This window comes from Sphingomonas sp. YR710, from assembly GCF_900101455.1.
Lineage (GTDB): Bacteria > Pseudomonadota > Alphaproteobacteria > Sphingomonadales > Sphingomonadaceae > Rhizorhabdus.
Genome location: NZ_FMZJ01000012.1, coordinates 42,524 through 57,976, shown reverse-complemented (window position 1 = coordinate 57,976; position 15,453 = coordinate 42,524). Strand labels below are relative to the sequence as shown.

Here is a 15,453-nt window from a genome sequence, read left to right as displayed (position 1 = left end):
GGCAGGGGAGTAGATTGCGTCGCCCCTCACGCCCCCATCGTCAGCACGATCTTCCCGACATGCTCGCCCGACTCCATCCGCCGGTGCGCATCGGCGGCATCGGCCAGCGCAAAGCTCCTGTCCATCGCCGGGCGCAGCGCGCCCGCCTCGATATGCGGCCAGACCGCGCTGCTGATCTCATCGGCCACCAGCGACTTGAAGGCCAGATCGCGCGATCGCAAGGTCGATCCCGTCAGCGTCAGCCGCTTCTGCATGATCTTCCAGATCGGGATTTCGGCCTTGGCCCCGCGCATGATCGCGATCGAGACATGGCGGCCATCCTCCGCCATGCAATCGATGTTGCGCGGCAGATAATCCCCGCCGACCATATCGAGCACGACATCGACGCCGCGCGCGCCGGTGATCGCCTTCACCTCGGCCACGAAATCGGCGGTCCGGTAGTTGATCGCATGGGCCGCGCCCAAGCCGAGCGCGGCCGTGCATTTCTCGTCCGATCCGGCAGTCACGATCACGATCACACCGAACAATTTGCCGAGCGCGATCGCCATCGTCCCGATGCCGCTCGTTCCACCGTGGACCAACAGATAATCACCGTCGGCAGCATAAGCGCGCTCGAACACATTGCTCCACACCGTGAACAAAGTCTCGGGCAAGGCCGCCGCCTCGGCCATCGACAGGCATTCGGGAACCGGCAGGCACAGGCCGATATCGGCCACTGCATATTCGGCATAGCCGCCGCCGCCCAGCAGCGCACACATCGGCTGCCCCAGATATTCGGGCATCACGCCATCGCCGATTCCAACGACCTCGCCCGCCACTTCGAGCCCCGGGATCGAGGGCGCGCCCGGCGGCGGCGGATAATTGCCGATTCGCTGGGCGATATCCGGACGGTTGACGCCGGCCGCCGCGACTCGCAGCAGTACCTGCGCGGGCCCCGGCACCGGCACGGGGCGGCGCACCGGCACCAATAGCTCCGGCCCGCCCGTCGCGTCGGGGTCGATCGCGGTCATCCAGTCCGGTGTTTGCGCCATCGCCCCTCACAAAATGAACTTCCGTGCAGCCGTTTATTGACACGCGGCGCGCTCCGGTCAACGCTGTGTCCATGGAGCCCGACGATCCTCTCGCCAAACGGCCGGACGACCCGGTCAGCCTGCTCGTCCGACAGGATCTCGATCCGCTGTCGGTTACCGAGCTGGAGGCGCGCATATCGGCGCTCGAAAGCGAAATAGCCAGATGTCGTGCAAAGATCGACAAGGCCGTTAACCATCGCCTAACCGCGGAAGCGTTATTCAGGAAATGAAAGCGGGCCGACATGAGTGCGGCGGACGCTGGCAGCTTCGGTCGGAGATATGGTCCTTGATCAACGGACCATCGCACCCGACATATACGTGGTCGGCATGGCTTGGCCCATGCGGCAGGGAGTATTGAACAGATGCCTTCTTTCGCCCGCGAACTGGAACAGACGCTCCATAACGCATTGTCTGCCGCCAGCAGTCGCCATCACGAATATGCGACGCTCGAACATCTGCTGCTCGCTTTGATCGCCGACGATCATGCATCGAAGGTGATGACGGCGTGCGGCGTCGATCTCGGCGAGCTGCGCAACGCGGTCACCAACTATCTCGATACCGAACTTGAGGCGCTCAAGGTCGAGGACGAGAGCGATCCTAATCCCACCAGCGGCTTCCAGCGCGTCGTCCAGCGGGCCATCCTCCACGTGCAGTCGTCCGGTCGCGAGGAAGTGACCGGCGCCAACGTGCTGGTCGCCTTGTTCAGCGAGCGCGAAAGCTACGCCGTCTTCTTCCTGCAGCAGCAGGACATGAGCCGCCTCGATGCGGTCAGCTTCATCAGCCACGGTGTCGGCAAGGCCGGCCAACCCACGGAGCAGCGCGAAGTGAAGGGGGCAGAAGAAGAGAAAACCCAGTCGAAATCGGATGGCAAGAAAGGCGAGAGCGCGCTCAAGCAATTCTGCGTCAACCTCAACGAGAAGGCGAAGGACGGGAAGGTCGATCCGCTGATCGGGCGCGGGCCCGAGGTCGATCGCACGATCCAGATCCTGTGCCGCCGCTCGAAGAACAACCCGCTTTATGTGGGTGATCCCGGCGTCGGCAAGACTGCGATCGCCGAAGGGCTCGCGCGCAAGATCGTCGAGGGCGACGTGCCCGAGGTATTGCTGCCTGCGGTGATCTATTCGCTCGACATGGGCTCGCTGCTCGCCGGCACCCGCTATCGCGGCGATTTCGAGGAGCGGCTCAAGCAGGTCGTGACCGAACTCGAGAAGATGCCGGACGCCGTGCTCTTCATCGACGAGATCCATACGGTGATCGGCGCCGGCGCCACCTCAGGCGGCGCGATGGATGCATCGAACCTGCTGAAGCCGGCTCTGTCGGGCGGCACGATCCGCTGCATCGGTTCGACCACCTACAAGGAATTCCGCAACCATTTCGAAAAGGACCGCGCGCTGCTGCGACGCTTCCAGAAGATCGACGTCAATGAGCCGACGGTCGAGGATGCGATCAAGATCCTGGCGGGCCTGCGCTCGGCCTTCGAAGCCCACCACCACGTCAAATATACGCCCGAGGCAATCAAGGCCGCGGTCGAACTGTCCTCGCGCTACATCAACGACCGCAAATTGCCCGACAAGGCGATCGACGTGATCGATGAGGTGGGCGCGATGCAGATGCTGGTGGTACCCGCCAAGCGCAAGAAGGTGATCACGCCCAAGGAGATCGAGCAGGTCATCGCGACGATGGCGCGTATCCCCGCCAAATCGGTGTCGAGCGACGACAAGAAATCGCTCTCCACGCTCGAAACCGATCTCAAACGGGTCGTGTTCGGGCAGGACAAGGCGATCGAGATCCTGTCGTCGGCGATCAAGCTCAGCCGTGCGGGCCTGCGCGATCCCGACAAGCCGATCGGCAACTATCTGTTCTCGGGCCCCACCGGCGTCGGCAAAACCGAGGTTGCCCGCCAGCTCGCGTCGATCATGGGCATCCCGCTCCAGCGGTTCGACATGTCCGAATATATGGAGCGCCATTCGGTCAGCCGGCTGATCGGCGCGCCTCCGGGCTATGTCGGATACGATCAGGGCGGCCTGCTGACCGATGCGGTCGATCAGCATCCGCACAGCGTGCTGCTGCTCGACGAGATCGAGAAGGCGCATCCCGATCTGTTCAACATCCTGCTGCAGGTGATGGACAATGGGAAGCTGACCGATCACCACGGCAAGACGGTCGATTTCCGCAACGTGATCCTGATCATGACCACCAATGCCGGCGCGTCCGACATGGCGCGCGAGAGCCTGGGCTTCGGCAACCTCACCCGCGAGGGCGAGGATGAGGAAGCGGTCAAGAAGATGTTCACGCCGGAATTCCGCAACCGGCTCGATGCGATCGTGCCGTTCGGCTATCTGCCGACCGAAGTGGTCTCGCGCGTCGTCGAAAAGTTCATTCTGCAGCTCGAACTGCAGCTGGCCGATCGCGACGTCCACATCAGTCTTGACGAGGAAGCCAAGACCTGGCTCACCGCGCGCGGCTATGACAAGCTCTACGGCGCCCGCCCGATGGGCCGCCTGATCCAGCAGAAGATCAAACAGCCACTGGCCGAGGAATTGCTGTTCGGCAAACTCGTCCATGGCGGCGAGGTGAAGGTGAAGCTGAAGGACGACGCGCTCGCGTTCGAACTGACGCCAGCCGCGCCGAAGCGCCCGAAGAAGAAGGGTGGCGCTACGCCGAAGCTCAAGGTGTAAGCCTCATCCTTCCCGAAAATTGAGAATGGCCCGTGCCGAAAGGAGCGGGCCATTTTCTTTTGGGCGCCGCCCCTCCCTTTCAGCAAGCGAAGAAAGGCGGAATTACTCCGCCGGCTGCGGAGCCGCGGCGCCGATGTCGTGATCCTCATTGTTGACCAGCGCACGGCGCAGCTTCGGCGCCAGCCACTTCTCCAGATCGTCGGCCAGCGTGAAGCCCGCCGGCACGATGACGAGCGTCAACACCGTCGACAATGCCAGCCCGCCGATCACGCACACCGCCATCGGTGCGCGCCAGCTGCTGTCGCCCGAAAGTCCGATCACGATCGGCAGCATGCCGGCGATCATCGCCACCGTCGTCATCACGATCGGCTGGGCGCGCTTGTGTGCGGCCTCGAGGATGGCAGCCGTGCGATCGACACCCTTGCGCATTTCCTCGATCGCGAAATCAACGAGCAGGATCGAATTCTTGGCAACGATCCCGAACAGCATCAGCAGCCCGATATAAACGGGCAATGACATCGACATACCGGCCAGTTTGAGCGCCAATATCCCGCCGAGCGGCGCGAGCAGCAGCGACGCCATGTTGACGAACGGCGGCAGCACCCGGCGGAACAGCAATATCAGCACCGCGAAGACGAGCAGTACGCCCGAAACCACGGCAATGATGAAGCCTCTGACCAGATCGCCCTGCAATTCCTGGTCGCCAACCAGAATCTCGCGCACGCCATCGGGCAGATTCTTCATCGTGCGCGTCTCGTGGATCGCCTTATAGCCGTCACCGCTGACCACATTGGGCTTCAGATCCGCGCCGATCACGATACGGCGCACCTGATTGTAGCGACGAATCTTGGTAGGCCCGGCGCCAAGGTGAATGTCGGCGACCACCTTCAGCGGCACGGTCGTTCCGAACGTCGTCGCCACCGGCAAATTCTCGATCGTCGAAAGATTGCGGCGCGAGTTTTCGCCCAGCGATACGCGGATCGGGATCTGTCGATCGGACAGCGAGAATTTGGCCATATTCTGATCGATGTCACCGAGCGTCGCGATGCGGATCGCCTGGCTCAGCGCCGCGGTGGTGACGCCCATGTCCGCGGCCAGGTCCGCGCGCGGCTTGATGATCAGTTCGGGCCGGCGAAGATCGCCGTCAATGCGCGGATCGCGGACCAGCGGGCTGGCCTTCAGTTCGTCGACGAGCGCTTCGGCGGTACGGACCAGCTTGTCGGGATCATCTCCCGCCAGCATCACCGCCATGTCACGCCCGAACCCGCCATTTTGCGACTGAAAGCTGACCCGCGCGTCGGGGATGCGCGACAGTTCCGGCGCCAGCGCGCGTTCGAACGCGACGCTCGTACGGGTGCGTTCCTTCGCCGGCTTCAGCGCAGCCGTGATCTGCGCGAAGCGTGTATCGCCGTCGGTGCCGATGTCGGCGAACACCGCCGACACGTCGGGCGCCTTGCGCAGGATCGCCGTGGCCTGATCGACGACCCGTTCGGTATCTTCGTGCACCCGCGCACCTGGCGTCAGCTCGACGTTCACCACGCTCGTATCCTGATCAAGCGACGGCTGGAATTCCTGCGGCATCGTTCCGAACAAGACGATCGTCAGCACGAACGAGGCCGCGCCGAAGCCGATCGTTTTCCAGCGGTTGGCGAGCGACCAGTGCAGCACGCGGACATAACCGTCCATCAGCCGCCCGCCGCCATGCGCGGCCGTGCCGTGTGCCTTCAGGAAATAGGCCGACACCATCGGCGTGATCAGTCGCGCGACGAGCAGGCTCATCAGAACCGCCACCGCTACGGTGAGCCCGAACTGTTTGAAGATCTGCCCCGGAATGCCCGGCATGAACGACACCGGCACGAACACGCCGACGATTGCCATCGTCGTCGCCACCACCGCCAGACCGATCTCGTCGGCGGCGTCCATTGCCGCGCGGTAGGCGGTCTTGCCCATACGCATGTGGCGGACGATATTCTCGATCTCGACGATCGCATCGTCGACGAGAATGCCCGCAACGAGGCTGAGTGCGAGCAAGCTGATCGTATTCAGGGTGAAGCCCATCAGGCTCATGAACCAGAAGGCCGGGATCGCCGATAGCGGGATGGCGATCGCGGAGATCATGGTCGCGCGCCAGTCGCGCAGGAATATGAACACGACCAGCACCGCCAGCACCGACCCCTCGATCATCGCCTCGATCGCCGAATCATATTGGATCTTGGTATATTTGACCGAATTGACGAGCTCGGTGATTTTGACCCGCGGATTTTCCTTCCGAAGCTGCGCCAGCACCTTCTGCACCTGGTCGTAGACCTTGACCTCGGATGACCCCTTGGCACGCTGAAAATTGAACGACAGCACCTGCCTGCCGTTCATTTTGGTCAGCTCGCGCTGCTCGGCATAAGCGTCGCGCACCGTCGCGATATCCGAAAGCTGGATCACCCGGCCCGATCCGACCGGGATGCGCATATCGCCGAGCTGCAGCGCGGTGGTCGCGTTGCCGAGCACGCGGACCGACTGCTCGGCACCGGCGACCCCGGTACGGCCGCCCGCGGCATTGACGTTGATCGCGCGCAGGATGTTGTTGACTTGCGACGCGGTCACGCTCTGTGCCTGCATCCTCGCGGGATCGAGAATCACGCTGATCTCGCGGGTCACGCCGCCGCCGCGCCTCGCGCTCGCCACCCCCGGCACCGACAACAGCCGCTTGATGATCGTATCGTCGACATACCAGCTCAACTGCTCGAGCGTCATGTCGTTGGCTTCCACCGAATAATAGGCCAGAGGCCCGCCCTCGGTATCGACCCGCTGCACCTGCGGCTCCAATATGCCTTCCGGCAAATCGGATCGAATCTTGGATATCGCGTCACGCACGTCGTTGACCGCGCGATCGACCGGCGTGCCGAGCTGAAATTCGACGTTGGTGTTCGATGCGCCCTCGGTGACCCAGGAGGTGATCGCCTTGACATTGCCCACCGATGCCACCGCCGCTTCGACCTTGCGGGTGATCTGCGTTTCCATTTCAGTCGGCGCGGCGCCGGGCTGGCTGACGGTAACCTGTGCGGCCGGGAAGCTGATGTCCGGCATGCTGTTAATGTCCATGCCCAGGAAGCTGATCGTGCCCGCCAGGGTCAGCGCGATGAACAGGACGATCACCGGAATCGGATTGCGGATCGCCCACGCGGAGATATTGCGCACTTCGAAATCCTTCCTGATGGCCGATCGCTGCTCGGCCTTCGGCCGCGCCGCAGGCTCGCTTGGCTGTGTTAGCTTTATACTACACTTATAGCGAGGGCAAGACGGAGGCATAGTCGCGCCCGTATGCGCCGCCCACATCTTTCGAATTCACGCGGCTTGCCCCTTGACGCGGGTCCGCAATCTTCGTTTCGTACCTTCAACCATATTTGGACGCAGGGAGAGGGCGAAAGGCGCATCGGCGGCCATGGCGACATGGCGGCTAACCGGGGGGATGCGGCGTGCGCTACGAACTGATCGTCATCGGCAGCGGCCCGGCGGGGCGACGGGCCGCCATCCAGGCCGCCAAGCTTGGCCGCTCTGCCCTCGTCGTCGAGAATCGCGCCCGGGTGGGCGGTGTTTCGGTTCACACCGGCACGATCCCATCGAAGACGTTGCGCGAAACCGTGCTCAACCTGACCGGCTGGCGCGAGCGCGGCTTCTATGGCCGCGCCTATCGCGTGAAGAAGGAGATTGGCGGCAGCGATCTCAACATGCGGCTGCGCAAGACGCTGGAACATGAGATCGACGTGCTCGAGCATCAGTTCGCGCGCAACGGCGTCCGCACGATCGCCGGTATCGCGCGCTTCGTGGGGCCGCACGAGGTCGCGGTTGTCGAGCCCGATGGCGACGAACACCGCTTCGAAGCGGACAGCGTGCTGATCGCCGTCGGCACCGCGCCGTACCGGCCGCCCCACATCCCGTTCAACGATACCAATATCCTCGATAGCGACGCGCTGATCGCCGAACCGCGCGTGCCCCGCAGCCTGACGGTCGTCGGCGCGGGCGTGATCGGCCTCGAATATGCGACGATCTTCTCCGCGCTCGATGTGCCCGTCACCTTGATCGAGCCCCGCGACACCTTTCTCGATTTCATCGATCGCGAGATCATCGACGAATTCGTCCACCAGTTGCGCGATCGCGGCATGGCGATCCGGCTCGGCTGCAAGCTCGAACGGGTCGAGGTCGATGGCCAGGGCTGGCCGATCGCGATCCTCGACGATGGCCGCCGCATCCGATCGGAAATGCTGCTCTATGCCGCCGGCCGGATCGGCGCGACCGCCAAACTCGGCCTCGATACGTGCGGGCTGGAAATCGACAGCCGCGGCCGGCTGGCCGTCGATCCGGCGACCTTCCAGACGGCCGTGCCGCATATCTACGCAGCCGGCGACGTGATTGGCTTTCCAAGCCTCGCCTCGACCTCGATGGAGCAAGGCCGCATCGCCGCCTGCCACGCCTTCGGTGCGCCGATGCCGCCCGCGCCCGCTTATTTCCCTTATGGCATCTATGCGGTGCCCGAGATCTCGACCGTCGGCCTGTCCGAACAGGAGGTGCGCGAGCGCGGCATACCCTGCGAATGCGGCATTGCCCGGTTTCGCGAGACGTCGCGCGGCCACATCATGGGGCTGGAAACGGGCATGATGAAGATGATCTTCGCGCTCGACGACCGGCGCCTGCTCGGCGTCCACATCATCGGCGAAGGCGCAACCGAGCTGATCCACATCGGTCAGGCGGTGCTCAATCTCGGCGGCACGCTCGATTATTTCGTCGAGAATACGTTCAATTATCCGACCTTGGCGGAAGCTTACAAAATCGCTGCGCTCGATGCGTGGAATCGCATGCCACGGGTGTGACTTCCCCGTGTTCGTCACCCCAGCGAAGGCCGGGGCGACGGTTTTTGGTTGGTGGACGTCCCACGACAACCTTACCCTTTGACGAAACCTGCCATGCTGTCTTAGCCTGCTAACACTCCAATGACAGGGCCACACATGAACCGTATCCTGATCGCGCTGCTCGCGACCTGCACCAGTGCTGCCATCGTCCAGGCCGCCGAGCCGGCGAAGGACGACAAGCCCAAATGGGACGTCTCGGCCGACCACGGCCCTGCGAAGGACGTGCCGATCGACACGCGCAGTGGCACCTGGATGTCGGTCGATGTTTCCCCCGATGGCCGCGAGATCGCGTTCGATCTGCTCGGCGATATCTATGTGATGCCGATCGGCGGCGGCGAGGCGCGGGCGATCCTGACCGGGCCGGCATGGGAGATGCAGCCGCGCTGGTCGCCGGACGGCCGATCGATCGCCTTCACCTCCGATCGCGGCGGCGGCAACAATATCTGGATCGTCGACAAAGACGGCAAGAATCCGGTGCAGGTGACGAAGGAGGATTTCCGCCTGCTCAACCAACCCGAATGGACGCCCGACGGCGACTATATCGTCGCGCGCAAGCATTTCACCGGCACACGATCGCTCGGCGCAGGCGAAATGTGGCTGTATCACCGATCCGGCGGCGGCGGCGTCCAGCTCACCAAGAAGCGCACCGAGCAGAAGGATACCAATGAACCGGCCTTCTCGCCCGACGGCCGCTATCTCTATTATTCGGACGATGTCACGCCGGGCGATACATTCGAATATAGCAAGGACGTCAACGGCGAAATCTATGCGATCCAGCGGCTCGATCGGCAGACCGGCAAGATCGAGAAATATGTCGGCGGCCCCGGTGGATCGATCCGCCCTACCCCCTCGCCCGACGGCAAGACCTTGGCCTTCATCCGCCGCGATCGCTACAAATCGACGATCTATCTGCTCGACATCGCAACGGGCCGCGAGACACCGATCACCGATATTCTCGACCGCGACATGCAGGAGACATGGGCGGTCGAGGGCGTGTATCCGGGGATGAGCTGGACACCAGACAGCCGCTCGATCATGTTCTGGGCGCAGGGCGGAATCAAGCGCATCGACGTCGTCAGCAGGGCGGTCAGCGACGTACCCTTCCACGTCACCGGCACCCGCCGGATCACCGAAGCCGTCCGTCATCAGGTCGATGTCGCGCCCAAAAGCTTCGACGTGAAGATGGTCCGCTTCGCGAAGACCTCACCCGACGGCAGCAGGGTCGTATTCGAGGCGCTCGGCCATCTGTGGATCCGCGATGTCAATGGCGGCACGCCGAAACGGCTGACGACGAACGACCAGTTCGAACTCTATCCGAGCTGGTCGCGCGACGGCCGCCAGATCGCCTATGTGAGCTGGTCCGACGACGAGCAGGGCGCGGTCCGGGTCGTCCCCGCTACGGGCGGCCCCGGCCGCAAGGTGACGGCAGTCGCCGGCAATTATCTCGAACCCGCCTTCTCGCCCGACGGCAAGGCCATCGCCTTCACCAAAGTCCAGGACGGGTTCCTGACCTCGCCGGTCAACGGCCGCGAGCCCGGCATCTATCTGGTCCCTGCGGCCGGTGGCGCCGCGAGGCGGATCGCCGACAGCGGTAGCGAACCGCAGTTCGGCGCCTCGAACGATCGCGTCTTCTACGTCGACGACGAGGATAAGAAGCGCGTGCTCAAGTCGGTGGGGATCGATCGCAGCGAACCGCAGACTCATCTCGCCAGCGAATTCGCCGCCGACTTCGCGATCTCGCCCGATGAGAAATGGGTGGCGTGGACCGAACGCTTCCAGGCGCGGGTGATGCCATTCGCGCGCACGGGCAAGGCGATCGACGTGTCGGCCGACATGAAATCGCTGCCGGTGTTCCAAGTGACCCGCGACGCCGGCAATTGGATCCACTGGTCGGGCGATTCGCATAAATTATGGTGGTCGCTCGGCCCCGATCTTTATGGCCGCGAAACCCGTGAGGATTTCACCTTCATAGCTGGCGCGCCCGCCAAGCTGCCGCCAGTCGCCGAAAAGGGCATCAGCCTCTCCTTCGCGATGCCCTATGACGCGCCCAACGGCCATATCGCCTTCACCAATGCGCGGATCATCACGATGCGCGGCGGCAGTGAGGTGATCGACAAGGGCACGATCCTGCTCGACGGCAACCGTATCGAAGCGGTCGGCGCGAATGTCAGCGTACCCGCCGGAACCAAGGTGATCGATGCCACCGGCAAAACCATCATCCCCGGCCTGATCGACGGCCACTGGCACGGCAGCATGGGCGCCGACCAGATCATTCCGCAGCAGAGCTGGATCAATTTTGCCGGGCTCGCCTTCGGCGTCACGACGATCCACGACCCGTCAAACGACACCAGCGAGATCTTCGCGGCTTCCGAACTGGAGAAAGCCGGCCTGATCACCGGCCCTCGCATTTTTTCGACCGGCACGATTCTTTACGGCGCGACCACGCCCTTCACCGCGAAGATCGACGGCCTCGATGATGCGTTGGGCCATTTGCGGCGGCTGCGGGCGGATGGCGCATGGTCGGTCAAAAGCTACAATCAGCCCCGCCGCGAACAGCGTCAGCAAATCATCGCCGCCGCCCGGCAGCTCGACATGAGCGTGGTGCCCGAGGGCGGCTCGCTGTTCGAAATGAACATGACGATGATCGCCGACGGCCACACCACGATCGAGCATTCGCTGCCGGTCGCCCACGTTTACGACGACGTGCTGCAGTTCTGGAAGGGATCGGGGACCGCCTACAACCCCACGCTGATCGTCGCTTATGGCGGGCCGTTCGGGGAGAATTACTGGTATCAGCACAGCAATGTCTGGGCAGATCCGATCCTGTCGCGCTGGGTGCCCCGTCGCGTGCTCGATTCGCGTGCGCGCCGACCGGTGATGGTGCCCGACGAAGAGAATAATGTCATCGAAGTCTCGAAGACCGCGAAGCGAATCGGCGACCTCGGCATTCCCGTCACGATCGGCGCGCACGGCCAGCGCCAGGGATTGGGCGCGCACTGGGATATGTGGATGTTCGTGCTCGGCGGGATGAGCCCGATGCAGGCGCTCGCAACCGGCACGATCAATCCGGCGCGGGCTTACGGGATGGAGAAGGACCTCGGCACGCTGGAGCCGGGCAAGCTCGCCGACCTGGTGGTGCTCGACGCCAACCCGCTCGAGAATATCCGAAACACCACGTCGATCCGCTACACCGTCGCCAATGGCCGCGTCTATGACAGCAACATGGACGAAGTCGGCACGCGGATGCGAAAGCGCAAGCCGTTCTGGTTCGAACAACCGGGCAACAGCGCATGGACCGATCGCGCGGCGGCCGAAGCGATCGGGCATGTCGATTGAGAAGGCGTTCCTCTAAACCTTGTCCCCGGCGAATGCTGGGGTCCCTCCAAGGTCGCGATGTGCGGAGAGGCGTGAGGGTTCCCAGCCTTCGCCGGAATGACGGAATCGGGCTAATTTCGCGAGAAACCTAAGCACCCCATTGATCCACCCCCGCGCCAACCCATGTTGCATGGCAGCAACCGAGGAATTCTCCCCCTTATGCCGCATCCCGTGATCGACGCCCGCTCCGTTCGCCTCGCGCTGGGAAAAGGCACGGCCCGCGTCGAGATATTGAAAGGGGTTGATCTGAACGTCGGTTCCGGCGAAGCCGTCGCCCTGCTCGGACCCTCGGGATCGGGCAAATCCTCGCTGATGGCGATCCTGTCAGGGCTGGAACGCGCCGATGAAGGCCATGTCCATGTCACCGGGCTCGATTTCACCAAACTCGACGAGGATGCGCTGGCCGCAGCGCGGCGCGGTCGGATCGGGATCATCCTGCAGGCGTTTCACCTGCTGCCGACGATGACCGCACTTGAAAATGTCGCGGTACCGCTCGAACTGTCCGGCGACGATCAGGCGTTCGAGCGCGCTCGCGCCGAGCTTGCGGCGGTCGGGCTCGGCCATCGGCTCGATCATTATCCTGCGCAATTGTCGGGCGGCGAGCAGCAGCGCGTGGCGATCGCCCGCGCGATGGCGCCGCGACCGGCGCTGATCTTCGCCGACGAACCGACCGGCAATCTCGACACGGCAACCGGCCGGACGATCATGGATCTTTTGTTCAATCGCCAGCGCGAGACCGGATCGACGCTGCTGGTGATCACCCACGATCCCGCGCTGGCCGCGCGGTGCAGCCGGATCGTCGAGATGCACGACGGGCTGATCATCGCCGACAAGATCGCCGCATGAGCCTGCCCTGGCGGCTGGCACTTCGCGAATTGCGCGGCGGGCTCGCGGGTCTGCGGCTGCTCGCCCTCTGCCTGTTCCTCGGTGTCGCCGGGCTGGCCGGGGTCGCCAGCCTGTCCTCCGCAATCGTTGCCGAACTCGATATTCGCGGCCAGGAGATTTTGGGCGGCGATATCGAGATGCGGGTGGCGCAGCGGCAGGCGGCCGCCGCCGAACGCGCGGCCTTCGCAAAGGTCGGCACCGTTTCCGAAAGCATCAAGATGCGCGCGATGGCATCGAACGCCGATGGCAGCAATGCGGTGCTGGCGGAGCTCAAGGGCGTCGACGATCGCTGGCCACTTTATGGCAAGCTCGCGCTGCAGCCGGGCGCGATCGCGGCGCGGCCGGCCGGGCTGAACGTCGCGATCGATCCGGCGCTGGCCGATCGGCTGTCGCTCAAGACGGGCGACTCGATCGGTCTCGGCAATGCGCGCTTCCGCGTGATCGGGCTGATCGCCAACAAGCCCGACAGCGCCGGGGAAGGGTTCACCCTCGGGCCGGCGATCATCACCGACATGGCCGGATTGCGCGCGACCGGGCTGGTACAGCCGGGCAGCCTGTTCACATCGCGCTATCGCATCCGGCTGCCATCCGGGGTCGACGCGCATGCGCTGGCCGGCAAGCTCGATCAACGCTTCCATGATGCGAACTGGGAGGTCAGCGATCGCAGCAATGCCGCGCCGGGGCTGCGCCGTTCGGTCGAGCAGCTCGGCCAGTTCCTCGGGCTCGTCGGGCTGACCGCCCTGATCGTCGCCGGCATCGGGGTCGGCAACGGCGTCAGTTCCTGGCTCGATCAGCGCCGGAGTGGGATCGCCACGCTGAAAATCCTCGGCGCCTCTTCGCGGACGATCTTCCAGACCTACCTGATCCAGATCGGGCTGGTGGCGTCCGGCGCAATCATTGCGGCCTTGATCATGGGTGCTGCGGTGCCGGCGATCGTCACGGCCGCGGCGGGCAGCGCCCTGCCCGTGCAGCCGCACTTCGCAATCTATCCGGTGCCGCTCGCGATCAGCGCCGGCTATGGCCTGCTCGCGGCCCTGCTGTTCAGCCTCGCGCCGCTCGCGCGGGCAGGCCAGCTATCACCGGCGACGATCTTCCGTGCGCGGATCGAACCGTTCGGACTGCCGCGCCCGCGCGTGCTGGCAACGATGATCGCGGCGGGAATCGGGCTGGCTGCGCTGGCCGTGGGATCGGCACGCGATCCGATGCTCAGCATCGTCTTTCTCGGTGGCGCGCTGGCGATGCTGCTGGTGCTCGGCCTGGTCGGCTGGCTGATCCGCCGGGGTGCCGCCGCCCTCCCCCGCTCGCGCCGCCCCTTGTTGCGGCTGGCGATCGCCAATCTCCATCGTCCCGGCGCGCAGACCGATCGGCTGATCGTGGCGCTGGGCCTCGGCCTTACGCTGTTCGTGACGATGGCGGTGGTACAGACCAACCTGTCGCACCAGATCACCAGCACGGTGCCGAAGATCGCGCCCAATTTCTTCGCGCTCGATATCCCGACCGACGGCATCGATCGATTCGCCGCGATCGTTCATGGCGCCGCGCCGACGGCGACGATCACATCGGTCCCGTCACTGCGCGGATCGGTGGTGGGAATACGCGGGGTCAGGGTCGCCGACATGAAGGATATTCCGCAAGGCGCGTGGATCCTGCACGGCGATCGCGGCCTGACCTACGCCGCCGCTTTGCCCGCTGGCAGCGAGGTTATCGCGGGCAAATGGTGGCCGGCCGATTATGCCGGGCCGCCGCTGGTTTCCATCGAGAAACGCGCCGCCGAAGCCCTGGCGCTCAAGCCGGGCGATGCGATGACGATATCGGTGCTCGGGGTCGAGATCGAGGCCAAAGTGGCGTCGATCCGGCAGGTCAATTGGGAGACGATGGGCTTCAATTTCGGCATCGTCTTCGCGCCGGGCGCGCTGGAGGGCGCGCCGCACAGCTATATGGCGACGATCGCCTTGCCCGATTCGGCCGAGCCGAAAGTCAATCGCGCGGTGATCGGCGCCTTCCCGTCGGTATCGCTGATCCGCATCAAGGATGTCATCGGGCAGATATCGTCGCTGTTCGATCAGCTCGGCACCGCGATCCGCGCGGCGGCATCGGTGACGCTGGCCGCCGGCATCGCCGTGCTGATCGGCGCGATCACCGCCTCCCGGCGCGCGCGCATCTATGATTCGGTTCTGCTCAAATTGCTCGGCGCGAGCCGGGGACAGATCTTGCTCGCACAGGCGATCGAATATGCGCTGCTGGCGGTCGCCGTATCAGCGCTGGCGCTTGGCGTCGGCAGCGTGGCCGGCTGGTACGTCGTGACCGCATTGTTCCACCTGAAATGGGCGCCCGACTGGATCGTGATCGGCGCGACGCTGGGCGTCGGCGCCGTGGCGACGCTCGGCATCGGCCTGATCGGATCGCTCCCCGCGCTCAATGCCCGTCCCGCGCAGGTGTTACGGACGTTGTAAACGAAAATCCTCCCCCGCCAGGGGGAGGTGACGCCGAAGGCGGCGGAGGGGGCGGGCGGCGACCAACTGCACCTTGGCACCGCCTCATATC

The 15,453-nt window shown here is 64.4% G+C and carries 8 protein-coding genes; 6 read left to right on the top strand and 2 right to left on the bottom strand.

From position 1 onward, the window contains the following. Positions 1–26 precede the first annotated feature (26 nt). Complete coding sequence (locus BLS13_RS14525) at positions 27–1,031, bottom strand: NAD(P)H-quinone oxidoreductase (RefSeq protein WP_093453197.1); 1,005 nt, start codon at positions 1,029–1,031, stop codon at positions 27–29. A gap of 71 nt (positions 1,032–1,102) precedes the next feature. Between BLS13_RS14525 and BLS13_RS14520 the strand changes: the two genes are divergently transcribed. Both BLS13_RS14520 and clpA read left to right on the top strand, forming a co-directional pair. Further along, entirely contained in the window at positions 1,103–1,300 is a 198-nt protein-coding gene (locus BLS13_RS14520) for a DUF1192 domain-containing protein (RefSeq protein ID WP_093453195.1), read from the top strand. A 132-nt stretch (positions 1,301–1,432) separates the two neighbouring features. Then, positions 1,433–3,748 (top strand): ATP-dependent Clp protease ATP-binding subunit ClpA, encoded by a 2,316-nt coding sequence (gene clpA / locus BLS13_RS14515; RefSeq protein WP_093453194.1) that lies wholly within the window; start codon positions 1,433–1,435, stop codon positions 3,746–3,748. Positions 3,749–3,850: 102 nt separating this feature from the next. Here clpA and BLS13_RS14510 read toward each other — a convergent pair whose 3' ends face one another. Then, positions 3,851–6,940: an efflux RND transporter permease subunit gene (locus BLS13_RS14510; protein ID WP_256325897.1), complete on the bottom strand. Its 3,090-nt coding sequence runs from the start codon at positions 6,938–6,940 to the stop codon at positions 3,851–3,853. 278 nt (positions 6,941–7,218) lie between these two features. Between BLS13_RS14510 and sthA the strand changes: the two genes are divergently transcribed. From sthA to BLS13_RS14490, 4 genes are all read left to right on the top strand, one after another. Then, positions 7,219–8,610 (top strand): Si-specific NAD(P)(+) transhydrogenase, encoded by a 1,392-nt coding sequence (sthA, locus tag BLS13_RS14505; protein ID WP_037523797.1) that lies wholly within the window; start codon positions 7,219–7,221, stop codon positions 8,608–8,610. Positions 8,611–8,745: 135 nt separating this feature from the next. After that, entirely contained in the window at positions 8,746–11,985 is a 3,240-nt protein-coding gene (locus BLS13_RS14500; protein WP_218123302.1) for an amidohydrolase family protein, read from the top strand. Positions 11,986–12,183: 198 nt separating this feature from the next. Next, positions 12,184–12,870: an ABC transporter ATP-binding protein gene (locus BLS13_RS14495; protein WP_093453191.1), complete on the top strand. Its 687-nt coding sequence runs from the start codon at positions 12,184–12,186 to the stop codon at positions 12,868–12,870. Beyond that, positions 12,867–15,362 (top strand): ABC transporter permease, encoded by a 2,496-nt coding sequence (locus BLS13_RS14490; RefSeq protein WP_093453189.1) that lies wholly within the window; start codon positions 12,867–12,869, stop codon positions 15,360–15,362. The genes BLS13_RS14495 and BLS13_RS14490 overlap by 4 nt, the downstream gene beginning before the upstream one ends. Positions 15,363–15,453 lie beyond the last annotated feature (91 nt).

What these genes read in the sequence shown, in the direction of transcription:
- BLS13_RS14520 (WP_093453195.1), top strand. Translation starts at nt 1,103, where the DNA reads ATGGAGCCCGACGATCCTCTCGCCAAACGGCCGGACGACCCGGTCAGC.
- BLS13_RS14500 (WP_218123302.1), top strand. Translation starts at nt 8,746, where the DNA reads ATGAACCGTATCCTGATCGCGCTGCTCGCGACCTGCACCAGTGCTGCC.
- BLS13_RS14495 (WP_093453191.1), top strand. Translation starts at nt 12,184, where the DNA reads ATGCCGCATCCCGTGATCGACGCCCGCTCCGTTCGCCTCGCGCTGGGA.
- clpA (WP_093453194.1), top strand. Translation starts at nt 1,433, where the DNA reads ATGCCTTCTTTCGCCCGCGAACTGGAACAGACGCTCCATAACGCATTG.
- BLS13_RS14490 (WP_093453189.1), top strand. Translation starts at nt 12,867, where the DNA reads ATGAGCCTGCCCTGGCGGCTGGCACTTCGCGAATTGCGCGGCGGGCTC.
- BLS13_RS14525 (WP_093453197.1), bottom strand. Translation starts at nt 1,031, where the DNA reads ATGGCGCAAACACCGGACTGGATGACCGCGATCGACCCCGACGCGACG.